The sequence below is a fragment of the Marinovum sp. E3 genome (genome assembly GCF_055755275.1).
In genome coordinates, this window is sequence record NZ_JBVTQV010000003.1 from 112,283 (window position 1) to 136,858 (window position 24,576).

General features: G+C 65.0%; 23 protein-coding genes. 14 read left to right on the top strand and 9 right to left on the bottom strand.

Features of this window, described 5'->3' with window-relative positions:
- The first annotated feature begins 89 nt into the window (after positions 1-89).
- From repA to htpX, 4 genes are all read left to right on the top strand, one after another.
- On the top strand, positions 90-1,283 hold the full coding sequence (gene repA, locus AC0J5K_RS19785; RefSeq protein ID WP_283638643.1) for a plasmid partitioning protein RepA: 1,194 nt from the start codon (positions 90-92) through the stop codon (positions 1,281-1,283).
- On the top strand, positions 1,273-2,238 hold the full coding sequence (repB, locus tag AC0J5K_RS19790; protein WP_283638642.1) for a plasmid partitioning protein RepB: 966 nt from the start codon (positions 1,273-1,275) through the stop codon (positions 2,236-2,238). Before repA ends, repB begins: the two co-directional genes overlap by 11 nt.
- A 222-nt stretch (positions 2,239-2,460) precedes the next feature.
- Positions 2,461-3,630, top strand: coding sequence for a helix-turn-helix domain-containing protein (locus tag AC0J5K_RS19795; RefSeq protein WP_420398543.1), 1,170 nt, complete (start codon positions 2,461-2,463; stop codon positions 3,628-3,630).
- A gap of 400 nt (positions 3,631-4,030) precedes the next feature.
- Entirely contained in the window at positions 4,031-4,948 is a 918-nt protein-coding gene (htpX, locus tag AC0J5K_RS19800; protein WP_420398542.1) for a zinc metalloprotease HtpX, read from the top strand.
- Positions 4,949-4,960: 12 nt separating this feature from the next.
- Here htpX and AC0J5K_RS19805 read toward each other — a convergent pair whose 3' ends face one another.
- Positions 4,961-5,371, bottom strand: a complete 411-nt coding sequence (locus AC0J5K_RS19805) for a heavy metal-responsive transcriptional regulator (protein ID WP_048534868.1) — start codon at positions 5,369-5,371, stop codon at positions 4,961-4,963.
- Positions 5,372-5,505: 134 nt separating this feature from the next.
- Here AC0J5K_RS19805 and AC0J5K_RS19810 point away from each other — a divergent pair, with 134 nt between their 5' ends.
- Together AC0J5K_RS19810 and AC0J5K_RS19815 are read left to right on the top strand one after the other, a co-directional pair.
- Complete coding sequence (locus AC0J5K_RS19810; protein WP_048534870.1) at positions 5,506-6,534, top strand: lysylphosphatidylglycerol synthase transmembrane domain-containing protein; 1,029 nt, start codon at positions 5,506-5,508, stop codon at positions 6,532-6,534.
- Positions 6,521-7,807, top strand: coding sequence for an MFS transporter (locus AC0J5K_RS19815; protein ID WP_274590313.1), 1,287 nt, complete (start codon positions 6,521-6,523; stop codon positions 7,805-7,807). Before AC0J5K_RS19810 ends, AC0J5K_RS19815 begins: the two co-directional genes overlap by 14 nt.
- 31 nt (positions 7,808-7,838) lie before the next feature.
- Here the strand turns inward: AC0J5K_RS19815 and AC0J5K_RS19820 are convergent, their stop codons facing one another.
- Positions 7,839-8,864: a tyrosine-type recombinase/integrase gene (locus tag AC0J5K_RS19820; RefSeq protein WP_420398541.1), complete on the bottom strand. Its 1,026-nt coding sequence runs from the start codon at positions 8,862-8,864 to the stop codon at positions 7,839-7,841.
- Positions 8,865-8,981: 117 nt separating this feature from the next.
- Between AC0J5K_RS19820 and AC0J5K_RS19825 the strand changes: the two genes are divergently transcribed.
- Positions 8,982-9,872 (top strand): DUF1403 family protein, encoded by an 891-nt coding sequence (locus AC0J5K_RS19825; protein WP_283646366.1) that lies wholly within the window; start codon positions 8,982-8,984, stop codon positions 9,870-9,872.
- A 2-nt stretch (positions 9,873-9,874) separates the two neighbouring features.
- Positions 9,875-10,471, top strand: coding sequence for an SMC-Scp complex subunit ScpB (gene scpB, locus AC0J5K_RS19830; protein ID WP_048534873.1), 597 nt, complete (start codon positions 9,875-9,877; stop codon positions 10,469-10,471).
- Here the strand turns inward: scpB and AC0J5K_RS19835 are convergent.
- Together AC0J5K_RS19835 and AC0J5K_RS19840 are read right to left on the bottom strand one after the other, a co-directional pair.
- The gene (locus tag AC0J5K_RS19835) at positions 10,468-11,289 is read right to left on the bottom strand and encodes a sugar phosphate isomerase/epimerase family protein (protein WP_420398540.1); all 822 of its coding nucleotides are present in this window, start codon (positions 11,287-11,289) and stop codon (positions 10,468-10,470) included. The two genes, scpB and AC0J5K_RS19835, sit on opposite strands and share 4 nt — an antisense overlap.
- Positions 11,286-12,989 (bottom strand): FAD-dependent oxidoreductase, encoded by a 1,704-nt coding sequence (locus AC0J5K_RS19840; RefSeq protein WP_074837054.1) that lies wholly within the window; start codon positions 12,987-12,989, stop codon positions 11,286-11,288. The genes AC0J5K_RS19835 and AC0J5K_RS19840 overlap by 4 nt, the downstream gene beginning before the upstream one ends.
- A 115-nt stretch (positions 12,990-13,104) precedes the next feature.
- On the opposite strand from AC0J5K_RS19840, the gene AC0J5K_RS19845 reads away from it, so the two are divergent.
- From AC0J5K_RS19845 to AC0J5K_RS19870, 6 genes are all read left to right on the top strand, one after another.
- Entirely contained in the window at positions 13,105-14,031 is a 927-nt protein-coding gene (locus AC0J5K_RS19845; protein WP_048534877.1) for a LysR family transcriptional regulator, read from the top strand.
- 122 nt (positions 14,032-14,153) lie between these two features.
- Positions 14,154-15,155 carry a Bug family tripartite tricarboxylate transporter substrate binding protein gene (locus AC0J5K_RS19850; RefSeq protein WP_420398538.1) on the top strand — a complete coding sequence of 334 codons (1,002 nt, stop codon included), beginning with the start codon at positions 14,154-14,156 and terminating at the stop codon, positions 15,153-15,155.
- Between the two features lie 100 nt (positions 15,156-15,255).
- Positions 15,256-15,825, top strand: a complete 570-nt coding sequence (locus AC0J5K_RS19855; protein WP_420398537.1) for a tripartite tricarboxylate transporter TctB family protein — start codon at positions 15,256-15,258, stop codon at positions 15,823-15,825.
- Positions 15,822-17,336 carry a tripartite tricarboxylate transporter permease gene (locus tag AC0J5K_RS19860; protein WP_420398536.1) on the top strand — a complete coding sequence of 505 codons (1,515 nt, stop codon included), beginning with the start codon at positions 15,822-15,824 and terminating at the stop codon, positions 17,334-17,336. The genes AC0J5K_RS19855 and AC0J5K_RS19860 overlap by 4 nt, the downstream gene beginning before the upstream one ends.
- Positions 17,333-18,172, top strand: coding sequence for a shikimate dehydrogenase family protein (locus AC0J5K_RS19865; protein WP_420398535.1), 840 nt, complete (start codon positions 17,333-17,335; stop codon positions 18,170-18,172). The genes AC0J5K_RS19860 and AC0J5K_RS19865 overlap by 4 nt, the downstream gene beginning before the upstream one ends.
- Positions 18,169-20,055: a bifunctional sugar phosphate isomerase/epimerase/4-hydroxyphenylpyruvate dioxygenase family protein gene (locus AC0J5K_RS19870; RefSeq protein ID WP_420398534.1), complete on the top strand. Its 1,887-nt coding sequence runs from the start codon at positions 18,169-18,171 to the stop codon at positions 20,053-20,055. Before AC0J5K_RS19865 ends, AC0J5K_RS19870 begins: the two co-directional genes overlap by 4 nt.
- Positions 20,056-20,088: 33 nt before the next feature.
- Here AC0J5K_RS19870 and AC0J5K_RS19875 read toward each other — a convergent pair whose 3' ends face one another.
- Genes AC0J5K_RS19875 through dctP form a run of 5 tightly spaced genes read right to left on the bottom strand, consistent with a single transcriptional unit; the run spans position 20,089 to position 24,546 of the window.
- Complete coding sequence (locus tag AC0J5K_RS19875) at positions 20,089-21,129, bottom strand: Gfo/Idh/MocA family protein (protein WP_048534884.1); 1,041 nt, start codon at positions 21,127-21,129, stop codon at positions 20,089-20,091.
- Positions 21,129-21,569 (bottom strand): type II 3-dehydroquinate dehydratase, encoded by a 441-nt coding sequence (gene aroQ, locus AC0J5K_RS19880; protein WP_048534885.1) that lies wholly within the window; start codon positions 21,567-21,569, stop codon positions 21,129-21,131. The genes AC0J5K_RS19875 and aroQ overlap by 1 nt, the downstream gene beginning before the upstream one ends.
- Positions 21,570-21,623: 54 nt before the next feature.
- Positions 21,624-22,919 (bottom strand): TRAP transporter large permease, encoded by a 1,296-nt coding sequence (locus tag AC0J5K_RS19885; RefSeq protein WP_048534887.1) that lies wholly within the window; start codon positions 22,917-22,919, stop codon positions 21,624-21,626.
- Positions 22,916-23,512, bottom strand: a complete 597-nt coding sequence (locus tag AC0J5K_RS19890) for a TRAP transporter small permease (protein ID WP_074837046.1) — start codon at positions 23,510-23,512, stop codon at positions 22,916-22,918. The genes AC0J5K_RS19885 and AC0J5K_RS19890 overlap by 4 nt, the downstream gene beginning before the upstream one ends.
- Before the next feature lie 26 nt (positions 23,513-23,538).
- Entirely contained in the window at positions 23,539-24,546 is a 1,008-nt protein-coding gene (dctP, locus tag AC0J5K_RS19895) for a TRAP transporter substrate-binding protein DctP (RefSeq protein ID WP_048534888.1), read from the bottom strand.
- Between the last annotated feature and the right edge of the window lie 30 nt (positions 24,547-24,576).

Here is a 24,576-nt window from a genome sequence, read left to right on the forward strand (position 1 = left end):
CCGGCCGCGTTCCTCGAATCCAACCTCGACAGGCAAGAGGGAGTAACGCGAAACAGGCGGAACAAGACGGGCAGACCACGATGCACCCTGTGTTGCATGACAAGCTCAAGGCGGATGCTAACAGGCTTTCCGAAGCCCTTGAACACATGTCCAAGCTTTTCCTGGCTCCCAAGGAAGAGAAGACGCTTCGCAGCTTCACCACCGCCGAGGTGGGCGAGTTGCTGCGCGTGAGTGACGGATATCTCCGCAAGGCGCATTTTGACGGGCGCATCCCCGAGGTAGAGCAAGGCCCCGGCAACAAACGCCTCTATACAGCCGACAACATCTTGGAAATCCGCAACATTCTGGCTCAGAGCGCGAAGGACCCCTATCAGTTCCTTCCCGGTCGGCGCCCGGGGGACAAGCTGCAAATCTGGTCGACCGTCAACTTCAAGGGCGGCTCGAGCAAGACGACGACAACAGTCACCCTAGGGATGAGACTTGCCCTGCGCGGATACCGCGTGTGCCTGGTGGATGCCGATCCGCAGGCCTCTCTCACCACCTTTTTCGGATACCAGCCCGAGATCGATTTCCGTCACGGCGGCACGCTGTACGATGCGATCCGTTACAACGACGGCGACACCTCGCGGCAACCGATCACCGACGTCTTGAAAGGCACTTATTTTCCGAATCTCGATCTTGTCCCCGGCGGGATCATGCTCTCGGAATTCGAAACCGAGACGCCGACGGCCCTGAGCCGTGGCGAACAGCCGGTTTTCTTCAACCGCATCCGCGATTCCCTGCGCCAGGTTGAGGACAATTACGATATCGTGCTGATCGACTGTCCGCCGCAACTCGGATATCTGACCATGGCGGCCGCCTGCGCATCGACATCGCTTTTGATGACCGTCATTCCCGAGCGCGTCGACCTGGCCTCGGCCAGCCAGTTCCTGACCATGGCCTCGGGCATCCTCGAAGTGCTCTATACCAATGGCGGTATCGGCGCCTATGACAATTTCGCCTATCTGTTGACCCGGTTCGACACCGCCATCAGCACGCAGCAGGATCTGGCCGAATGGATCAGGGAACTGCTGGGCGAAAGCGTCGTCAAGACACCCTTTGTCAAATCCTCCGCGGTGAGCGAAGCCGGGCTGTCGCAGAAAACGATCTTCGAGGTCGATCTCGTGGGGTCGAAGAACCGCAAGACGTATGACCGCGCGCTTGAATCCGCCATCGGCTTCTCGAACGACATCGAGGACATGATCCAATCGGCCTGGGGTCGGGGAGGCATCCATGAAACGTGATCTTCTGGCCAAGAGCCTGGCCCAGATGGGGTCGAAGCCAGCGGCTCCGGCCACGCCCGCGCCGCAACAGGAAACGGCAGCGCCGCGTTCGATCAAGAGCATGTCGGATGTCCTGTCGCAGGTCTCGGCGCAATCGGCGCAAGAGTTGGATGTTGCTGAAATTGCGGATTCCGAGATTGCCGACCGGTTCGACGTGGCTGACGGGCTCGAGGATCTGATTGCGTCGATCCGCACCTCCGGCCAACAACTCCCTGCCCTGCTGCGTTATCGCCGCGGGGCCGGACCACGTTACGAGGTGGTCTACGGGCGGCGGCGCATTGCCGCCTGTCGCGCGCTTGGGATCAAGGTCAAAGCCTACATCAAGGAAATGGACCAGCGCGAGGCGCTTGTCTCGCAGGCGCTGGAAAACTCGGCCCGGCTGGAACGCAGCTTCATCGAACAGGCGATCTTTGCCACCAAGCTGGAAGAACAGGGCTTCAGCCGCAGCGACATCGGCGAGGTGCTCGCTGTCGACAAGGGGACGCTGAGCAAACTGATCGGCGTGGCGCGGGACGTGCCCGACACCATCATCTACAAGATCGGTGCCGCGCACGAGGCCGGCCGGCGCCCCTGGCTGGAATTGAGGCGCCTGGTCAAAAGCATTGGCGCCGGCTCATGTGACGCCGTCCTGCCCCTGATCCCCGGATCGGGGGCGCCTGCGGAAAGGCTGGCCGCCGCGATCGAGGCCATGCAGAACATCGAAGCCAGGGCGCAGCGCGAAGCCGCGCCGCAAAAGCCGGCCAGCTCCCCTGCCCCGCTGGAGCGTCTGGATGGAACCTCGCTGGCGTTCAAGGCGAAGGGCAAACGGATCGTTGTCGAGGTGACGGCAACGGATGAACAGGGCTTTATCGGGTTTGTCGAAGGCAACCTGGAAAGGCTTTACCGAGAATGGAAGCAACGTGAAGACCAATCATAATCACGTAACACGTTGATTTCATTAATGTTGGCCATGGCCAACAGATAGGCAGAAACGAAACCGAGCAGTAAGGAGGCAGACAGCAGCGCAAAAAGAAACCCCCCGAAGGCAGTGACGCACTCCAGAGGGTCCCGATTTACTAGCACTTTATTGGTACCCCCAAAAACGAATCCCTGCAACACCGTTTTCGGTGACCGGTCGCCTTTTGCCGTCTGAAATTGCATGAATCACCAGTATGTCGCGGCACCTGATGCCGTGGCACAGGAAACCTGTGCCTTGTCGACCCCTCGTGGCTTCGAGGGGATCGGCGCAATATCTACGCAACCCGACTTTCGGCCGATTACCCGACGCGCGCTCATGGCCGCGGTCAACACGGTCGGTCGGGATCTGGGCCTGCGCGCGGCGTCGATCGTCGTTCTGGACGCTCTTTTGAGCTGTCTGGCCTGCAAGAATTCCGAAACCGGGCGGGACATGGCGATCTCACCCACCACCCTGCTCACAGTCTTCGCGAGCAATGAGACACTGTGCTTTCGTGCCAAGGGCATCACCGACAGGCAGCTGCGCCGGCATCTGGAGCGGCTGGAGGCCGTCGGATTGATTGTCCGCAGGGACAGTGCAAACCGGAAGAGATTTCCGATCTACCGTGCGGGCAAAGTTGTTGCGGCCTACGGCATCGACCTCTCTCCGCTGCTGGTCCGATCCGAGGAACTTTTGCATCTTGCCGAAAAACGCCGCGAAGAGGCGCTTGAGCTGCGCGGCCTCAAGGCCCGTATCCAGACGCTGAGACGCCAATGCCTTGAACTCGATCTGGCAGAAGAGGCGCGGGCCTTTGTCGAAGGCACCCGCACCCTGATGCGACGCGCCAGTGCCACCATCGTGCAGGCCAGGTCGATCATCCAGGAACTGACACGACTGTTGATGCCCCCAGAGGTCAGCGCGCCGATGCAACAGGAAACCGAGGTCGAGGCCACGGGCAACGCCCTGCCGCATGGTGACGGGACACAGGCAACACCGGTTCCGACGTCCGCCAATGACGGTCAAAACGTCCGACACAAAGAGCCAACAAACTCCAATACAAAAAAATACTCCGAACCTTCGCAAGCCGAGCTATGGCCACAGCTTCGGGCTCTGGCCGCGTTCTACCCCGATCCGCCCACCTCGGAGCGTGGAGCGCAGCGGGTTCTCTATGAATTCGGCAAGATGCTGGGGGTTCAGCACAACACTTTGACCGCGGCACTAACGTCCTTGGGGTTGAGACAGACGCTGACCTTGCAGGACCGGATGGCCAGGCGTCTCTGCGACATTGCCAACCCCGACGCCTATTTGACCAGAGCCGTCCGGGATGCCCGGCAGGGGAAAGTTGGCCATGGCCAACTTTCTTGGGCAGGATGAACGCCGATCAGCTGGCGAGGCCCTGCCCTGTGCCGAAGAGATTGTCACGATGACCCTCGTTAAAGACCGGCCCAAAAATTTACCAAACCGCGCCGCACGCTGCTGCACTACGTTGATTGCAGACCCTCGCAACGGATCAATCTGGACCAAGGAACCCGACCGGAAAAATCACGGGCATGGCGTTCCTGAAAATGCTCGCATTCGCCGCGGTACAGCCCGCCAAATGGCTGTCTCTCTCGGGCGATTTTAAGGAAGTAGAAGGCCGCCAACGGGATCACCAACCTCGCGACAACCCATTGCCCGGAACGGGCCTATGACACACACAACGCGGCGACTTGCAGGCCCCGAAATCCGCGCCATATTTCCTGCATCAAGGCGCATTCAAGGATCGGAGACAACAATGGGCTACGTAAAAACGGCAACGCTGATGGCGGCAATGACCGCGTTGTTCATGGGCGTCGGCTATCTGATCGGCGGGGCAGGCGGCGCGGTGATCGCCCTGGTGGTGGCCGCGGCGATGAATGCCTTCACATGGTGGAACTCCGACAGCATGGTGCTGCGGATGCACAATGCCCAGCCGGTGACACCGGGAGATCGGATGGGGCTGCACGCTATGGTTGCGGATTTGGCCCGAAACGCCGGGATGCCCGAGCCCAAGGTCTATCTGATCGACACGCCGCAACCCAATGCTTTTGCCACCGGGCGCAACCCCGAAAATGCGGCGGTGGCCGTGACCTCGGGCCTGCTGCGCAGCCTGACAAGAGAGGAGCTGGCCGGGGTGGTCGCACATGAGCTGGCCCACATCCGCAACTATGACACCGCGATCATGACCGTTACCGCGACCTTTGCCGGCGCGATCTCGGTGCTGGCCAATTTTGCGCTGTTCTTCGGCGGGTCGCGTGAACGCCTTGGGCTGATCGGTACGTTGCTGATGATGATGCTCGCACCGCTGGCGGCTGCGCTGGTGCAGATGGCAATCAGCCGGACACGGGAATACGCCGCCGACAAGATGGGCGCCGAGATCTGCGGCCAGCCACTCTGGTTGGCCTCGGCTCTGGAAAAAATCGCCATGGGCGCTGCCCGGATCGACAATCACGCCGCCGAGCGCAATCCGGCGACGGCGCATATGTTCATCATCAACCCGCTGCACGCACACAAGCATGACAACCTGTTCGCAACCCATCCGGCGACCGAGAACCGCATCGCCGCCCTGCGGGCCTTGGCGAGCCAATCGCGGCCAGCGCCGCGGACAACCCCGCTGTCGGCCAGCAGTATCCCCAAGTCCCGAGCCCGGGGTCCGAAAGGACCGTGGACCTGACCGGGGCCGGCCTCATCGGTCGTGGGTTTCGATGGCCCCCAGAATGGTGCAATCCGACAGCTCCCCGGACCCCGGGCAGCCGGCAATGAGGTCATCAAGCAGGCTGCACATCTCCTTCAGCCTAAGAAGCTTGATCTCGATCTCCCGGCGTTTGGCGATGGCGCGGGCGCGCACCGTGGCGCAACCGGCCTCGCCATCATCTCTCAACGCCAGGAGCTCGGCAGTTTCGGCCAGGGAAAACCCCATCTCCTTGGCCTTGCAAATGAAATGCAATCGCGCAACGGTGTCGGCATCATAGTCGCGGGCGCCGCCGCCTTCGGGCCGCTTTGGCTGGGCGATAAGACCGCGGCGCTCGTAGAAGCGGATGGTTTCGACACCGACACCCGTTGCCTTTGCCGCATTACCAATCGTGAAGGGTTTCATCAGGCGCTCCTGTCACTTGTGTGGTTGACTCCGTACCATGATACGGTCTGTAGGATGGCGTGTCAGGGAAATTGCGCAGGGGAGATGGCAATGGCCACAGAACAGCATGTCCGGCACGGGGCAGGGGCAATGGCATGAAACGTATCTTGTCGCGCTGGGGGCTGCCTGTTGCCGGCGGCGTGGTCGCGCTTGCCATTGTTTTCTGGCTGTACCGCGATCTCGATTTCGGCCGGTTTCTGGCCGGGCTCGGCTCGGCCAACCTCGGGTGGATCGCGGTGCTGGCGGCGACTGTGCTGCTCGAGCAGGTGCTGAACGGCTGGAAATGGCGCCAGATTCTGCATGATGTGAAACCGGTGCGCACGCTGCGGCTGACCGGGGCGCTGCTGGCGGGATACGGCGCCAATGTGCTGGTGCCGCTTGGCATCAGCCCGCTGGTGCGGTCCTGGTTGATCGCGCGGATGGAAACCTTGAAGATGGGCACCGTGCTGACCACCACCATCATCGCGCGATTTATCGATGGCGTGGTCTTTGCGCTCTTTGCCGGGGTCGTGGCAATGGCGGGCGAGGTGCCTCAGATCGCCGGCAATCTGGAGCTGGGCCTGGCGGTCGCCGGGGCACTGAATTTCGCGCTCTTCAGCGGTCTGCTTTGGGCGATGTTCCGCTTTCGCGCCCTATTTGCGCGGGAAGGGCCGCTGATTTGCCGCATCTTCGACTGGGTGGCCCTTTGGTTCCGGGCCAACGGCACCGCCTTGCGCGGATCGCTGTGCAGCGGTGTCGTCTGGCCGCGCAGCCGGCAGCACAGGCTGAACGTGCTGCTCGGCGCGGTGGCGGCAAAATTTGTCTCGGCCACGCATTTTCTCTGGGCCGGGCTGGCCATTGGCGTGGTTCTGGCACCGCTCGATTACCTCTTCCTGATGGTGTTTGGCGGCTTTTCGCTGGTGCTGTCGCGGTTCGTCCGGGTGCCGGGGGGCTTTGTCATCGGCACGGCGCTTGCGTTTCAGCTGTTGGGCGTTCCCGAAGAACAGGCGCTGTTGATGATCCTGTTCAACTGGATGGTGTCGATCATCCTGGTCGTCGGCATCGGGCTGGTCGTGTTGTGGCAATCGGGGATCGACATCCGGCAAGCCCGGATCGAGGCGGAACGGGCCAATGTCCGGGTCTGAGCCGACGACACTGCCCGATGAGAGCCGCCGGTTCTGGCGCATTGCCGGCGCAGGTGCGGCGTTTCAGGGTGGGGCGGCGGCGGTCGATTCCGCGACCGTCGTGGCGAGCCTGGTCTTTCATCTGACCGGCAGCGCCTTTGCGGTGGGTTTTGCCAGCGCGATACTGCGGCTTGGCTGGTTGCTGCCGCAACTGCTCGTCGGCTACCTGGCCGAGCGGGCCGAACGGCGGATGCCCTTTTACGTCTTTGGTGCCTACGGGCGCGCGACTTGTCTGGCGTTCATCGCGATTCTGCTCTGGTGGGGGTCGGATTGGCCGCAATTCGACTGGCCGCCGGTGCCGCTGGCTGTCGGCTTCCTCGCGCTCTGGACGGTCTATGCCTTTGTCAGCGGGGTGGTCGCGGTGCCGTATAACGACATCGTCGGTCGCTCGATCCGCTCCGAGGCCCGCAGCCGGATGCTGGCCTGGCGCTTCTTTGGCGGCGGGTTGATCGCCTTTGCCGTGGCGGGCTTTGTCGGGCTGACGATCGACGCCTTGCCCCTGCTACTGGCCCATGCCGTGATCTTTGCGCTGGCGGCGCTGTTGATGATCCTGTCCTCGACGTTCTTTGTCGCGGCGGGGGAACCGCCGGTGCCGGCGCGCAAGGCGGGCACAGCCACGCCGCCCGGCATCACCGCCTTTTTGCGCGGCGGTTGGCAGGTGCTGCAAGACGACACCCGCTTTCGGCTGTTCCTCTATTCGCAATGGCTCGGTGGCGCGACGTTGATGGCGCTGCCGTTTTATGTCGTCGCTGCCGCCGGCAACGGCATCGGCGCGGCCGATGTCGGCATCCTGCTGGGGGCGCAAACCGCCGGGGCGCTGCTGTCGAACCCGCTCTGGGGCTGGCTCGGTGATGGCGCCGGAAAGCTGGCGATGCTGCGCATGGTCGCGATTGTCCGTATGGTGCCGCCGTTCATTGCGATATGGCTGATCTGGGCCGGGGCCGGGCTGATCGGTTTTGCCCTGCTCTTCGTTTTGATCGGGGCGATGATGAACGGCGTGACCATCGGCTATCTGGGCTATCTCATGGAGATATCGCCCGATGACCGGCGGCCGGCCTATTCCGCCTATTTCAATGCTTTGGCCGCGCCGGCAGCGCTTTTGCCGCTGCTCGGCGCCGGCTTTGTCGCGCTGATCTCGATTCAGGCGGTCTTCGGGGCGGCGATTCTGGCGGCGCTGTGGCAGATCTATCTGCTCACCCGGATTGCGCGCTTCTCGGGCGATGCCCGGCCCTGAGCCGCAAGGCGAAGGCCTCGGCTCATGCCGCTCAGAGCCCCGCCGCTCGGGTCAGGTTCACTTGAAACCTGTCGGCCTGGCGTCGAGAACCGGACCTCTCGGCCGAGGCATGGCCCTGCCGTTTCTGAACAGCCTGCGCGTCGATCTCGGCCGCGTTGGCAAGCCCGGTGCGCAGGCTGTGACCGGAGAACAGGGCAAGTCGTTCTTGCTCTGGCAAGTCCTGTCGCAGCCCGGCGTCCAGAACGGTGCGTTTGACAAGTCGCGCCACATGCTTGTCGTTCAGCCGTGCCTTCAGCGCCCGTTTGCCGTCGCGGGAGGTACGGACAAAGACCGGCCCGGTGTCGATCCTGGCAAAGTGCAGCCAGTCCTCCAGCGCCTTCACCGGGCAACTCCGCTCGGACGAACCGCGCCCCACCTCGAGTTCGCGCCAGCCGGTCCTGGCCTTGAGGGTAAGGAGCGCGCCGGCCTCCATGATCTCGATCCAGCCGCCGCCGTCGGCGGTGTCGTCCTTGCGGCGGTCGAGGCTGACGATTTCGCTTCGACGCAATCCGCCGGCAAAGCCCAGCAACAGGATCGCGCGATCCCGCAGCCCGCGCAGGTCGAAGCCCAATGTGCCCACCATGGCCAAGATATCCGCGGGCCGGATGGCCTCTTTCTGCGCCGGGGGGCGGGCGTGGCGGCGTCTGATCCCGGCCAGCACGGTGGCGATCTCCGGGTCTTGGCGGTCGAGTGCGAAGCCACGCCGCGCGTAGTTCCAGACCAGTCCGGCAAGCCGGCGCTCGATGGTGGACACCGAAAGGGGGCAGCGGGCCGCAGGGGATTGCCGGTCGTCTGCGGGCGCCGCCATTGCCGTCAGATAATCCCCGACCTGCTCGGGCGAAGGCGGCAGCGGATTGGCGCCGGTCATCCGGCACCAACGCGAGAAATGCGCCCAATCCCGGGCATAGGCTTTCAAGGTATTGTCAGAGGCCGCGCCGCGCGGGCCCGCCCCGGATGGGGCGTGCGCCGCTTCGATACTGTTCTCCGGGGCAGGGGGGCTGATGGGGCGGTTCGACATGAGCCGAAGCCTATGACCGGCCAGCCGAGAAGGCAAGGTTATTGGACATGAAGGAGGCAAGGGCGGTTTTGACAGTCGAATATGGCGACAAGCGCCGAGATGGGCTAGCCTTGCCGGATGACCTATGCCGCCGCGACCTTCAGAAACGAGAGTGACATGGCGCTCCGCATGCCGCCCTGGCTTGGCGCAGGGCGGGCCGAAACCTCTGAGGATCTGGCGTTTCTGTCGGGGGCGGCGCTGGCCCATTTGCATCTTGTCCTGGCACAGGGAGCCTTGCCCCACGCCCTGTTGCGCGCGCGGCTGGCCCTGCGGGCGGCCGAGAATTGCGTCGCCCATGCCGGGCGGCCCGAACGGGCGGGCGAATTGCGCGACGTGGTGGTGTTCCTGCCGCCGGGCCATCAGCCCGGCCCCGCAGGTGAGGTCTATCTGTCCTGGCGCCGGGCCGTGGAACGCCCGCTTTCGGCCAGGGCGTTGCCCCGGGCGCTGCCCAACACCGAACCGCCTCGGATCGCGGCCTGGCTGGATGCCGGGCAGGGGGCGCCGATCCGGCGCGCGGCCTCTGCCCTGCAAGCGGTTCTCGAGGACAGTCCGGGGGCCGAGGCCACCGCACTTCTGATCGCCGATGCGGTTCTGGCGCGGGCGCTCGGCTGGTCGCATCTCACGCCGCTTCTGTCGCTCGGCCTTAAGCGGCGCGATCTGCGCAAGACCGGCGAGGAGTTGCGGTTGGCCTGTCACCGGGCCGTGGCCGAGGCCACGCGCGAGGCGGCGCGCGAAGCCGCAGAGCTTGGCCAGCGCGCCGCCCGATTGCACGCGGTGGCGCCAAAGCTCCGGGCCAGAGGGGCGGAAGAGGCCGTTCGCCTGTTCCTGACGCGGGATGCGGTGGCGCCGACGGCGCTCACCTCGCTCCGGTCCGGCCGGGCCGCCCGCCGGTTCTGCGACCGGCTGGTCGCGCTTGGTGCGGCGCGCGAGCTGACCGGGCGCGACACCTTTCGGCTCTACGGGGTCTGACCATGGCCCGAAGCGCGACCGAGCCGGATTTCGACCGTGAGCTGGAGAGCCTGCCGCCCGAGCTGCGGTGGCGCGAATGGATGCGCCGGATCGAGGCGGTGCTCTTTGCCAGCGCCGCGCCGGTGCCGGCGGATGATCTGGCGCGGGTCGTGGGGCAGGGGGCCTCGGTGGACCTTCTGATCGAGGATCTTGCGGTCGAGCTCGAAGGCCGGTCTTTCGAAATCAGCAAATCCGCCGGCGGATGGCTGCTGCGGACGCGGCCGGCCTATGCGCCGGCGGTCCGCGCGGCGGCGGATGTCGGCGGGCAGGAACTCGACCTGCGGGACTTCGATCTCGCGGTGCTGGCGGCCATCGCCTATCACCAGCCGATCACCCGCGACGGGCTCAAGGAGATCTTCGGCAAGGAGATCGGCCGCGACCTGATCGGCAGGCTGCATGCCCTCGGCCTGATCGGGACGGGCCCCAGAAGCCCCCGGCGCGGCGCGCCCTATACTTTTGTCACCACCGACCGCTTTCTCGCGGCCTTCGATATGGAAGCGCTGACCGATCTGCCGGATTGGGAGCAATTGGTGGATGCCGGAATCGCGGCCGCCGGCTAGGATGAGCTGCTGTCTTGCGCCGCGAGAAACCCGGACGTCGCCGCGAAGACGTGGCGGATGACCGCCTCCGGCCCCAGCTCGGCGGTGCGGCGCGTCATCGGCACCTCCAGCGCGAGCGGCAGGTCTTGGGGCAGGGCGGAGAGGAAGCCCGCGAGGTCGATATTCCCTTCGCCCGGCAGCAGGCGCTCGGCCCGGCCGGCGTGCAAGAGCTGTTGCGTGGAATAGGGCGGCGCGACAAGCGCGTCGCAGAGATGGGCAAAGCGCAGGCGCCGCGACGGGATGTGTCGCAGATCGGCCAGGCGACTTTGCGAGCGGTCGAAATGCAGACTGTCGACGAGGATGCCGACATCGGGCGCCGCGCCCTCGACCAGCCGCAGGGCGGCCCCGAGATCGGGCACCACCGTCCAGGGAAAGAACTCCAGCGAGACGCCAAGACCGCGTGCCGCCGCAAGCTCGGAGAGCGCGCCGAGCCGGTCGGCCAGCCGGGACAGATCGGGATCATAGGGGGCGGTGATGACCTCGGAAGCGCCAAGCTCCGCCCCCGCGTCGAGGAAGGATTGCAGCCCGGCGGGGTCGGTCTCGGGCGTGAGCTTGACGAATTCGATGTCATGCACCCGCAGACCGGTTTCGCGCAGCGCGGCGCAGGTGGCGCGCCGCATTGCCGGATCCGCCATCAGTGGGTAGCCGGGGCTGGTGTCGGTCACCGCGATCAGTCGCAGGCCGACGGCATCGAACCCGGCCTCGGCAGCGGCACGGATCAGCTCCGGCGGCGCCAGCTCGATGGCGGTCAGATGCGCGAGCGAGAGCAGCCGGCTCATGGCGCCGCCCCTGCCGCATGGCGGCCGGCGACAAAGCCGAAAGTGAGCGCCGGGCCGAGGTTGATGCCGCCCGCCGGGTAATGCCCGCCCATGACGCTGGCCATGTCGGTGCCTGCCGCATAGAGGCCGGGGATCGGGCCCGTGCCGGCGCCCAAGACCCGCGCCTGGCCATCGGTCTTCAACCCCGCAAAGGTGCCGAAGCTGCCGGGTACGACCTTGACGGCGTAGAACGGCGGGGTCTCGATCGGGGCGACGCAGGGGTTGGGCGTGACCGCCGGATCTCCTTGCAGCCGCATGTAGGCCGAGCTGCCGCGTTGGAACGCCGGGTCTTCGCCGCGACGGGCGCCGGTGTTGTATCGCGCCACGGTTTCCGCCAATCCCGCGCCGTCGATGCCGCAGGCCTGCGCCAGTTCGGCCAGCGTGCCGCCGGTCTTGAGATAGCCCGCGCGCAGCCAGGGCCGGATCGGCACCGGCGCCGGGCGGACGATGCCCAGCCCGTAACGCCGCAGGAACCGCCGGTCGCAGATCAGCCAGGACATCTGTTCATCGCCGGGCGCGGTCGCGGCCTGCATCGCGGTGACGTAATCGTGGTAGCCGAGGCCCTCGTTGCAAAACCGCCGGCCGTCGGCCAGCACGCCGATCACCCCCGGTTTGCCGCGGTCGATGATATGCGGAAAGACGCCGCTGCGGCCGTCGGGCCAATTGACCCGGGAGACCGGACAATAGGCGGCTGGCGCGGCCAGCGTCATATCCTGCCGGCCGCCGGCGGCTTCGCCCAGCCGGAGGCCGTCGCCGGTGGCGGCGGGCACCGCCAGCGGCGTGTGGTGACGGTGGCAGGGATAGCTTGCCCTGCGCCGCGCGAGGTCATGCGGATAGCCGCCGCAGGCAAGTACGATCCCGCGGCGGGTGCGGATGCGGATTTCGGTGTCGCCGACGGTCAGGACGGCGCCGTGCACCCCGGAGGCATCCGAGATCACCTCGGCCAGCGCCTGCCCGGGGCGCAGGTCGACGCCGATTTCGCGCGCCGAAAGCAGGAGCCGCGCCACCAACGCATTGCCGTTGCGCAGGTCCATGCCGCGGCGATGGCGTGCCAGATCCCAGGCGTGGCGGCCCAGCCGCCGGGCGACGTGCAGGGCCGATCTCAGCGAACGGGTTGCAGTCAGGAAGGCCCGCAGGTCGGCCCCGGCCTGGATGGTCATGCCGAGGAAACTGGTTTCACGCAGCGGCGGCCGCAGCAGCGCGATGTCCGGTCCGAGCGCGCGGGCGTCGAAGGCTTGGGCGATGACAGACCGTCCGCCAAGCCCGGCGCCGGGCAGATGGCAGTAGGTGTCGGGAATGGCCGCACCGCAGTCGAAACGCAGCGCGGTCTCGGCCTCGAAAAACCCCACCATCTCCGGCGCGGCCTGCAAGAAGGCCCCGGCAAGCTCGGCGTTGAACGTCTCGCCCAGCACCGCCCGCAGGTAGCGGCGCGGCGCCTCGGGGTCTTCGGCGATGCCCTGACGCCGCGCCACCGGGTTGCCGGGTGCCCAGATCCAGCCGCCCGACCATGCGGTGGTGCCGCCAAGAACCGCGTCTTTTTCCGCCAGCACCACCTTCAGCCCGTGATGCGCCGCGGTTACCGCCGCCGCCAGCCCGGCTGCGCCAGACCCCGCCACCAGCAGGTCGCAGTCTTCGGTCCAGATGTGCTGTTTGTCGGTCATGGCCCGTCCTATCGGTTGATCCGGACCACAGCCTGCGGAGCGCACGCCTTAACGTCAAATGCTTGTTCTTGTGTCCACGTAACTCCATGTTAATCTCGGGGCGAAAGGAGGAACGATGCCCGAAATGACTCTGCGACAGATCGAGGTGATCCGCGCGGTGATGATGACCGGCACGATCAGCGGCGCGGCCCAGATGCTCAATGTCTCGGCCCCCGGCATCAGTCGCCTGGTCAAACATACCGAAGACTCGCTTGGTATCCGGCTGTTCGAGCGCAAGGCCGGGCTTTTTGTGCCTTCGGTCGAGGCCAGCGCGGTCTTCGATCAGGTGCGCGAGGTCTACAAGGGCGTCGCCAACCTGCAATCGGCGGTCGGTGCCCTGCAAAAAGGCGAGGACGTGCGGCTGGCCTTTGGTGCGGCGCCGTCGATTGCCCAGTTCATTGCCGCCCGCGTGCTGAAACGGGTGCGCCGGCGATATGCGGATCTGTTCATCGATCTGAACATTCTCAAGATCGAGGAGACCGTGGACTATCTGCTGCTGGAGCGCGGCGAATTCGTTGTGATGTCGTCGGCAGTGGAGAACGCTTCGATCGAAAACGAACAGATCGCCGAGGGGCGGTTGGTGGTGATCCTGCCCGAGGGGCATGCCCTTGCGGACAGGGCCGAGATTTCCGTGCGCGACTTGACCGACCAGCCCTTGATCGGCGTCGATCCCGCCGATCCTTATGGCGCGTTGCTCGCCCAGCCATTCAGGGATGCTGGGCTGCCGGTGAACCATGCGATGCGCGGCCGGTTTGCCCAGACGGTGGTGAGCTTGGTCCGGCACGGGTTGGGCGTGGCGGTGATCGACGAATTTTCCGTGGCCGAGGTCTATATGCCCGGTCTGGTGCGCCGTCCGCTGCGCGAGGAGGTCACCGTCAAATCCTTTGTGGTGCGCAAGAAGGGCAGGGTGCTGTCGGGCTTTGCCGAAAACGCAATAAGTCACTTTCGTCGTGAACTGGGGCGGGCGGTGGCGCAAGGGCCCGAGTTTCGCCGGTCGGAATAACATCAGGTTAATCATTTCTAGATTTGAGTATTTGACGTTACGCCGCGCCATCTGTGATAGTCCGCCTGTCCCGGGCTGGGAAGTTGCCTGGCCCGACTGTTTGAAGATTTGGGAGGATACAGATGAAACGAGCCATTTGGGGCGCGCTCGGCGCGCTCGCGCTGTCGGCGACCGCAGCCGTCGCGGAATACCCGGAAAAGGAAATCCAGGGCATCATCCAATGGGGGGCCGGTGGTTCGACCGACACGGTGATGCGCTCTGTCACGCCGCATGCCGAAGAGGTTCTGGGCGGTAGTGTCGTCATGCAGAACATAACCGGCGCGGTGGGCGCGATCGCACTGAACCATGTCGCGGGGGCTTCGGCCGACGGCTACACCCTGCTAATGGGCGCGGAAAATCCGATGCTCTACAAGATCATGGGCCTGGGTGACAAGGATTACGGCGAGTTCATTCCGATCAACATCCTGGCCCGTGGCACGCCCATTCTGGTGGCCAACAAGGATGCGCCGTTTGACGATTACGCCGGCATGATGGAACACATCAAGGCCAACCCCGGCGAGGTCCGCTTTGGTGCCACCGGCCCCGGCGGCCTGCCCTCGGTGATTACCGCGATGATCAACACCGTCGAGGGGGAACTGGATGTGATTGCCGTGCCCTATGACGGCGACGGCCCGGCGCTGACCGCGCTTCAAGGCGGGGCAATCGACGTGATGCCGGCCGTCCTTGGGGCCGCCATAGAAGGCATCCGCGCCGGCAACATGAAACCGCTGGCGGTGTTCGACGTCGCCGCCAACGACAAGCTGCCCGGCGTGCCCGCCGTGACCGAGTTCAACGACGGCTACAGCACTTATCTGCCCTGGGGCCCGTTCTTTGGGGTCTTTGCCCCCAAGGGCACGCCGGACGACGTGGTGGCCAAGCTGTCCGACGCCTTCGCCGCCGGTGTCGAGCACCCGGATTTCGTGGCGCTGATGGAGAACCGCGGCTTTACCCTGATGGGCATTGCCGGTGACGAGGCCGAGGAATTCCTGTCGAAATGGCAGCAAGGCACCGCCTGGCTCCTGCAAGACGCGGGCCTTACCAAAGCCTCGCCCGAGGAGTTCGGCATCGCCCGTCCTGGCGAGTGATTGCCTGACCGGCGGCCCGTTCGCCCCGCGTAACCGGCGCCGCGCGTTCCATTCGATGCGCGGCGCCATTCATTTCAGCAGGCCTTCCAGGGAGGACGCCATGCAACATATCGACCCCGAACATCACGACGGCACTTCCGACGCCACGCCCGGAGGCGCCCCGGATCAGCGGCGGCCCGGAGAACTGGTTTTTGCGGGGCTGATGCTGGCGGTCAGCCTCGGCCTGTTCTGGAGCGCGTATGGCATTTCAGGCTTCGAAGCGCTCTCGGCCCCCGGTTCGGTGCCGATGGCCACGACGGCGGTGATGGTTCTGGCTTCGCTGCTGGTGCTGCTGAAAACCGCGAAACTGCCGCTTGATCGCAGCGAGACGCTGGCGCGCGACATCCTGCCGCCGGCCGTGGTGCTGTTTTCGCTGGCGCTTGCAATCTACGGCATCTTGCTGAAACCGCTGGGCTTCCTGCCGACCTCGGCGCTGTTTCTGATCCTGGCGATCAAATTCCTCGCCCGGCGCGGCTGGGTCTGGACGCTGGCCGTTTCGCTTGGCAGCCTGATCGTGATCTGGCTGATCTTCCGCATCGTCTTTTCGGTGCTGATGCCCGCCGGCATCCTGCCCGAAGCCGAGTTCATCCAGTTTTTCCGCGATCTGTTCCAGGCGGAGGGGGCGCAATGAGCGCTGTGATGGATTTTCTCACCGTCTTCAGCCAGCCGCAGCTTCTGCTGCTGGTGGGGCTCGGTACCTTTGCCGGGGTTTATGTCGGCGCCATTCCGGGGCTTTCGGTCACCATGGCGGTGTCGATCCTGATCTCCTTTACCTTCTCCTGGGATGTCTATCCGGCGATCTCCTTGATGATCGGCATCTACATGGGCGGCGTCTATGGCGGCTCGCGCACCGCGATCTTGCTCAACATTCCCGGCGCACCCTCGGCCATCGCCACGGCGCTTGACGGCTATCCCATGGCCAGGCGCGGCGAGGCCGGCGAGGCGATCGGCGTCACCACCGTCATGTCCTTCATCGGCGGTTTCATCGGCATCGGCGTGCTGGCGCTGGCCGCGCCGCTGGTGTCGGATTTTGCGCTGACCTTCCAGCCGCGCGATTACATGCTGCTGGCGATCCTCGGTATCCTGCTGGTCGGTTCGCTGAGCCAGGGTTCCCTGGTCAAGGGCATCTTCGCCGGCGCGCTCGGCATTGCCATCGGCGCGGTGGGCCGCGATCCGCTGACCTTCGCCGAACGCTTCACCTTCGATTTCCAGGTCCTCGAAGGCGGCATTTCCTTCATCGCGGTGATGATCGGCATGTTCGGCGTTTCCGAGGCGCTGGGCCAGTTGCACCATGTCGACAAGGACGCGGTGCGCCAGAAGATCAGCCGCATCGTGCCCTCGCTGGCGAGCGTGAAAAAACACCTGCCGCTGTCGTTGCAGACCTCGACCATCGGCGTCACCATCGGCGCCCTGCCCGGCACCGGCGGCGACATTGCGGCGCTGATGGCCTATGACCACGCCAAGCGCGTCACCAAGTCGCCCGAGCGCGAATTCGGCGATGGCGCGATGGAAGGGCTTGTCGCGCCCGAAACCGCCAACAACGCCGCCGTCGGCGGCGCTTTCATCCCGATGATGACACTGGGCATTCCCGGCGACGCGGTGACCGCGATCATGATCGGTGCGCTGTTCATCCACGGGCTGAACCCCGGGCCGATGCTGATGATCGACCAGCCCGACATGTTCTGGTTCATCGTCGGCGCGCTGGTGACGGCCAATTGCTTCATGCTTCTCTTTGGTCTGACCGGGATCAAGCTTTTCACCAGGATCGTGGAGATGCCGCGTGCGGTGCTGATTCCCCTGATCATGCTGCTCAGCATCGTCGGCGCCTATGCGGTGAACAACTCGATTTCCGATGTTTACTGGATGCTCGGCTTCGGCGTCTTCGGCTACTTCATGCGGCATTACGGCTATCCGCTGGGGCCGGTGATCCTCGGCGTGATCCTGTCGCGCCTGCTCGACGACAACTGGCGTCGCGCGATCATCTCGGAGCGCGAAGACCTTGGCCGCTTCTTTCATGGTATCGTGACAAGCCCGCTGTCGCTGGTGCTCCTTGCCGCGGTGATCCTGATTTTCGTCAGCCAGACCCCGCTCTGGTCCAAGGGCAAGGCCCGCGTCTTTGGCCGCAAGGGAGAACAGCAATGACCCGCAGCATCAAGCTCGGCCTGATCGGCGACAATATCGCCCGCTCCAAATCGCCGCGCCTGCACCGAACCGCGGGCAAGCTGGCGGGGTTTGACGTCACCTATGACCGGCTGATCCCGAAAGACCTCGGCCAGAGCTTTGACGAGGTCTTTGACCGGGCGCAGGGCGGCGGCTATCGCGGCATCAACGTCACCTTTCCCTACAAGGAAATCGTCTCCGCCAAGGTCGCGGTCTCCGATCCGCTGGTCCGTGGCATCGGCGCGGTGAACACCGTGGTCTTTGACGCGGACGGGCCGAAAGGCTTCAACACCGATTACTCCGGTTTCAAGGCGGCCTACAGATCGGTGCGCGGCGATGCCGCGCCCGGCACCGTCTGCCTGATCGGCACCGGCGGGGTGGGCAAGGCGGTGGCCTTCGGGCTGATCGCGCTGAACGCACGATCGATCCGCTGCGTCGATCTCGACCCGGTCAAGGCCGAAGGGCTGGCCACGGCCTTGCGCGCCCTCGGCTCCGACACCCGAATCGAAACCTTCACCGAGGCCGTCGCCGCCGCCGACGGGGCGGACGGGATCATCAATTGCACGCCGTTGGGCATGGTGGGCATCGGCGGCACGCCGCTGCCGGTCGAGGCAATGGCCGGCGCCACTTGGGCCTTCGACGCGGTCTATACGCCGGCCGATACGCAGTTCCTGCAAGACGCCGAGGCTGCGGGGCTGGCGGTGATCTCGGGCTACGAGCTGTTTTTCGGACAGGGCGTCGATGCCTGGGGCATCTTTACCGGCGCCGATCTCGATCACGCCGCCCTGCGTGATGCCATTCAGGGGGACGAGGCATGAAAACCTCCATCGCCACCGTCTCGATCTCGGGCAACCTGCCGGAAAAACTCGAGGCGATTGCCGAAGCCGGCTTTGACGGGATCGAGATCTTCGAGCAGGATTTCATTGCCCATGACGGCAGCCCGCGCGAGGTGGGCGACATGATCCGTTCGATGGGGCTGGAAATCACCCTGTTTCAGCCGTTCCGCGATTTCGAAGGTCTGCCGGAGCCGCTGCGCGCCAAGGCTTTTGACCGCGCCGAACGCAAGTTCGACCTGATGCAGGAGCTGGGCACCGAACTGGTGCTGGTCTGTTCCTCCTGCCATCCGCAGGCGCTGGGTGGCATCGACCGGGCGGCAGAGGATTTCCACGAACTGGGCGAACGCGCCGCCCGGCGCGGGTTGCGTGTGGGTTATGAGGCGCTGGCCTGGGGCCGGCACGTCAACGACCACCGCGACGCCTGGGAAATCGTCCGCCGGGCCGATCATGAAAACGTCGGCATCATCCTCGACAGCTTTCATTCACTGGCCCGCCAGATCGACCCCGACACCATCCGCCGCATCCCCGGCGACCGCATCTTCTTTGTGCAACTGGCCGACGCCCCGCAAATCGAGATGGACCTGCTTTACTGGTCACGCCATTTCCGCAACATGCCGGGCGAAGGCGATCTGGCGGTCACCGACTTCATGCGCGCTGTGATGGCGACCGGCTATGCCGGCCCGATCAGCCTCGAAATCTTCAATGACCAGTTCCGCTCCGGCCCGCCGAAAACCATTGCCAAGGACGGCCATCGCTCGCTGATCGCGCTGATGGATGACGTGCGCCGGGCCGAGCCCGCGCTGGCTTTCACCTCCGCCGAAATGCCGGCCCGGTCCTCTGTCGACGGGGTGTCCTTTGTCGAGTTCGCGACCCGCGGCGCCGAGGCCGACAGGCTCGAGGCGATGCTGGAAACCTTGGGTTTCCACCAGTCGGGGCGCCATATCGCCAAGAAGCTCTCGCTCTGGACCCAGGGTGAGATCCGTATCGTGGTGAACCGCGAAACCACTGGCTATGCCAGCAGCGCCTACAACATGCACGGCACCAGCGTCTGCGACATCGGCCTCTCGGTCCCGGATGCCGCGGATGCGGTGGCGCGGGCAAGGCAGCTCGGGGCCAAACCCTTCGATCAGCCGGTCGGCCCGGGCGAGTTGCAGATTCCGGCGATCCGCGGCCTTTCGGGCAGCGTGTTGCATTTCATCGACGAGGCCAGCGGGCTGAGCGACGTCTGGTCGGTCGAATTCACCTCGTCGGTTGCGCAAGCCACGGGCGCCGGCCTCACCCGGATCGACCACCTGGCCCAGACCATGAGCTATGACGAAATGCTCAGCTGGTCGCTGTTTTACACCACGCTGTTCGAGATGGACAAATCACCCATGGTCGATGTCGTCGACCCCGACGGGCTGGTTCGCAGCCAGGCGCTGGAAACCCGCGACGGCCGGTTCCGCATCACGCTCAACGGCGCGGAAACCCATCGCACCATGGCGGGCAATTTCCTGGCGGACAGTTTCGGCGCCTCGGTGCAGCATGTCGCGTTCTCGACCGACGATATCTTTTCCACCGCCGAAGAGCTGGCCCGACGCGGCTTTGAGCCGCTGCCGATGTCGGAGAACTATTATGCCGATCTCGCGGCGCGGTTCGACCTGCCGCCGGGGATGCTCGACCGGCTCGCGGCGGCGAATATTCTCTATGACGAGGACGCCAGCGGCGCGTTTTTTCAGCTCTATTCCCGGCCCTATGCCGGCGGAATGTTCTTTGAGATCGTGGAACGCCGCGCGGGCTATGGCGGATACGGCGCCCCGAATGCGCCGTTTCGGATCGCGGCGCAAAAGCGCCTGATGCGCGGCAAGGGCGTGCCCAGCCGATAGGCGGTGCCCCGGAGCCGACCCGCCGTTCCGGTCTCAGCCGGTCAGCGCGACCGGCTGTCCGCTTGCGGCCGAGCTCTTGACCGCCTCGATCACCTCGAGCGCTGCCAGCCCGTCGCGCGCCGAGACAAGCGGCGCGGCCTCGCCCCGGACGACGGCGGCGAATTGTTCGATCTGAAGGATCAGCGGATCGGTGAGGTCGAAAGGGAAGCGGGTGGCCGAAAGCGGCTCCCACCAGGATCGCGTCGCCGGGTTGCGCCACAGCGCGAGGTTGGGAAGCGACAGCGAGCCTTCGGTGCCGCCCAGCCAGTAACAATCCTCGGACGTGGCGGGGTAGGCCGGGTTTTCCCGCGCCGTCAGCTCCCAGCTCCAGGGCGCGACGGCGGTGTCGCAGACATTGACCGTACCCAGCGCGCCCGAAGCAAAGCGCAGCAGGATCACCGCGGTCTCTTCGACCTCGTTGCCGCGCACGGCGTTGGATTCCATCGCCTGCACGGTGACCACAGGCCCCACCAGGTGCAGCAGCAGATCGATGTCGTGGATCAGGTTGAGATAGACCGGCCCGGCGCCTTTCCGGCGCCGCCAGTCGGTGGTGAAATAGCTGTCGGGTTTCATGAACCAAGTGGTGCCCTGCACGCTGGCGATCTGGCCCAGACGGCCTTCGTCGATCAGCGCCTTTGCCCGGGCGATCAGCGGGTTGTGCCGCCGGTGGTGGCCGACGGCGGCGGCGACGCCTGCGGCCTCTGCGGCCGCCACGATGCGGCGCGCGCCGGGCAGGTCGGTGGCGATGGGCTTTTCCACCAGCACCGGCAGGCCGGCGTCGATACAGGCGAGCGCGCCCGCCTCGTGCAGCCTGTTCGGCGTGGCGAGGATCACCCCGTCGATGCCGCCGGCGGCGATCATTTCCTCAAGCGTGAGGTAACCGGGCACGCCGCGCGCCCGGGCCGCGGCCTGGCCGGTTTCGGCGGGATCGACAATGCAGGCCAGGGTCGCCGCGGCCGTCTTGTCGATCGCCTCGATGTGGCGGATGCCGATCAGACCGGCGCCGACGACGGCGAGCTTCGGGCCCTCGGTCATTATCCGGCGGCTCCGGCCAGGGAGCAGATCCGCCGCACGCCGGCGACATAGCCGTCGAGCCCCAGCCCGGCGATCACCGCATCGGCGCGATGCGAGACATAGGAATGATGGCGAAAGGTCTCGCGCTTGTGGATCTGGCTGATGTGCACCTCCATCACCGGCGCCTCGAAGGCATTGAGCGCGTCGAGGATGGCAATCGAGGTGTGGCTGTAGGCGCCCGGGTTGATGACGATGCCGCAGGCCGCCTCGCGGGCCTGGTGAATCCAGTCGACGATCTGGCCCTCGTGGTTGGATTGCAGCGCCTTGATCTCGAAGCCCTCGGCGCAGGCCTCCTGGCACATGCGCGCCACGTCATCGAGCGTCTCGTGGCCGTAGATCTCCGGCTGGCGCTTGCCCAGAAGGTTCAGGTTGGGGCCGTTGAGCAGGTAGATGGTTTTCATCGCGTGGGTCTTTCGTGTCGGAACGGGAAGAACATGCGGGCCGGCTGGGGCCGCCTAGCCCTGATAGCCAAGCATCCGCGGCAGGAACAGCACCAGGTCGGGCACCAGGATCAGCACCAGCAGCGCCATCACCAGAACCGCAAGGAAAGGCAGCACCTCGCGGATGATCTCGGCCAGGGGGATGCGGGTGACCGCGTTGATGACGAACAACAGGATGCCATAAGGCGGGGTGATCAGCCCGACCATGCAGTTGACCACCGCGACCACGCCGAAATGCACCAGGTCGATGCCCAGTTCGCGGCAGGTCGGAATGAACAGCGGCAGGATGACCAGGATGATAGTCGTCGCATCCAGCACGCAGCCCAGCAGCAGAATCAGCAGGTTGACCCCCAGCAGGAAGGCCAGTGGCGAAATGTTCAGATCGACCATCGCCGCGGCCATCATCGAGGGGATGTTCTCGGAGGCGACGATGAAGTTCAGGATCAGCGCGCCACCGATCACCAGGCCGACGGCGGCCGAGGAGCGGGCGCTTTCGACAAGGATATGGTAGAACGCCCCGAGCGACAGCGCGCGATAGAAGACGGCGGCCAGGATCAGCGCGTAAAAGGCGGCGACGGCGGCGGCCTCTGTCGGCGTGGTGACGCCGCCATAAATGCCGTACAGCAGGATCGCCGGCATCAGCAGCGCCGGAAAGGCATTCACGGTCAGCGCCGGCAAATCCCTCAGTGGCACCGGATCTTCGGTGCCGAAGTCGCGGCGGTGGGCAATGAACCAGTTCATCCCCATCAGAACGCTGCCGAGGAACAGGCCCGGCACGATGCCGCCGAGAAACAGGTAGCCGATGGATTCGTTCGAAACCAGCGCATAGAGCACCATCGGGATCGACGGCGGGATGATCGGGCCGATCACCGCAGAGGCGGCAGTGATCGCGGCGGCATAGCCGCGGGTGTAATGCCCCGACTTGACCATCATGTCGATGATCACCTTGCCGATCCCTGCTGCATCCGCCACCGCAGAGCCGGACATGCCGGAAAAGATCAGCGACGCCACCACGTTGACATGGCCCATCCCGCCCTTGAACCGGCCCACGAGCCCGACGCAGAAGCGCAGCAGCCGGTCGCTGATGGTGCCGGCGTTCATGATGTTCGCGGCGACGATGAAAAGCGGCACGGCAAGCAGGATAAAACTCTGATAAACCCCGTCCATCAGTGTCTTGCCGGCGATGCCGATGCTCTGGCCACCGAGAAAGAGATAGACCAGCGAGGCCAGCAGGATCGCATAGGCGACCGGCATGCCGATGCCCGCAAACAGGAAGAGCGAGATCAGGCAGAGCGTGAATTCGAGGCTCATGTATCGTCGGCCTTGTGGATGTCTTTGCCTTTTTCGCGGGCCAGCGCCTCGTAGTGGTGCAGGTCCTCTTCCGCACCTAGGCGCCAGGCCTTCCAGCCGCGGATCGCATAACGAACCGGCACGATCAGGAGAAAGGCGATATAGATCATGTAGATATGCAGCATACGCACATCCGCGCCGAACAGCGTCTCGAGCGTGGCGGTGCGTTTCAGCCGCAGGATGTAGAAACGGTCCCAGGTCGGGCCGATCGAGGCCAGAAGCCCGATGATGATGGCCAGCGCCGCGACGATCACGAACCATTTGCGCAGCGCCGGATTGACGCCCTGATAGAGGATATCAAACGTCACGTGGTCGCGCTCGCGCACGATGAAGGCATTGCCCCAGAACACCAGCCAGATCCACATGAGCAGGCAGAATTCCAGCGTCCAGCCAAAGTTTTCGGGGCTGAGAAAGGGCACCGCTTCGGCGACCCCGGGAACACGCGCCGAATAGCGGATGAAAATCTGGATGATGAAGGTGGCGAACATGGCGGCCATCATCATGGCCGCCATGAATTCTGTCAGGCGGGACGCCCCGTTGATCAACCTCTTCATCGCGGTTTCCCCCGAGGCGCGCTAGATCAATTGCCCAGGGCGTTGATCTTCTCGAGCAGACCCTCGGGCCAGGTCTCGGCATATTCGCTGTCGAGATACATAGTCTGCACCCGCTCGCGGAAGGCCGCGACATCGGGCTCATAAACGGCGAGGCCCTGCTCTTCGAGGAAAGAGCCCAGCTCGGCTTCCTTCTGAAGCTGGTTCTCGCGCGCGAATTCGGCGGTGGCATCGGCAGCGGCCTGCACCACCTCCTGCTGTTCCGGCGTCATGCTGTCCCAGGTCGCCTTGGAGAGCGCCAGATAATTCAGGTCGACCAGGTGCGAGGTCAGGACGATCTGGTTGGTCACCTCGTAGAATTTGGCATCCACCACCGTGGGCAGCGGATTGTCCTGGCCATCGACCGAGCCGGTGGAGAGCGCGGTATATACCTCGGTAAAGGCCATCGGCGTCGGGTTCGCGCCAAGCGCGCGGCCGAGGAACTGCCAGGCGTCGGTGCCCGGCATCCGCAGGTTCACACCGGCCAGATCCTCCGGGGTCATGACGGTCAGCTCATCCTTGGTCTGGCGCAGGTTCACCTGGCGGCGGCCGAGATACATCACGGTCAGAAGCTTGACGCCCAGCTCGTCCTCGGCCTTCTGTTTGAAGTCATCCATCAGCGGATCGTTGAACACCGCCACCTGATGCGCCGCGTCCTGATGCACATAGCCGGCGGTAAAGATCGAGAATTCGGGGAAGAACGTCGCCAGTTCCTGTGCCGAGGTGATCGACATTTCCAGATCGCCCACGGCAATGGCTTCCAGTTCGGTGCCCTGGGCAAAAAGCGTGGCGTTCCAATGCGGCTCGAAATCGGCGATCTCGCTGACCATCGGGCCGAATTTTTCCAGCAGCGCGACAGCGCGCTGATCGGTATCGGACGACACGGCGGACAGGCGCAGCTTGATCTTGTCCTGTGCGGCGGCGGGGGTAAAGGCCAATGCGGTCGCGGTGGCCAGGGCGGCCGCCATCACCGAACGGCGGGCAAATTTCGTGGTCATCAGATTCCTCCCAGTGGTGACACGAGATGC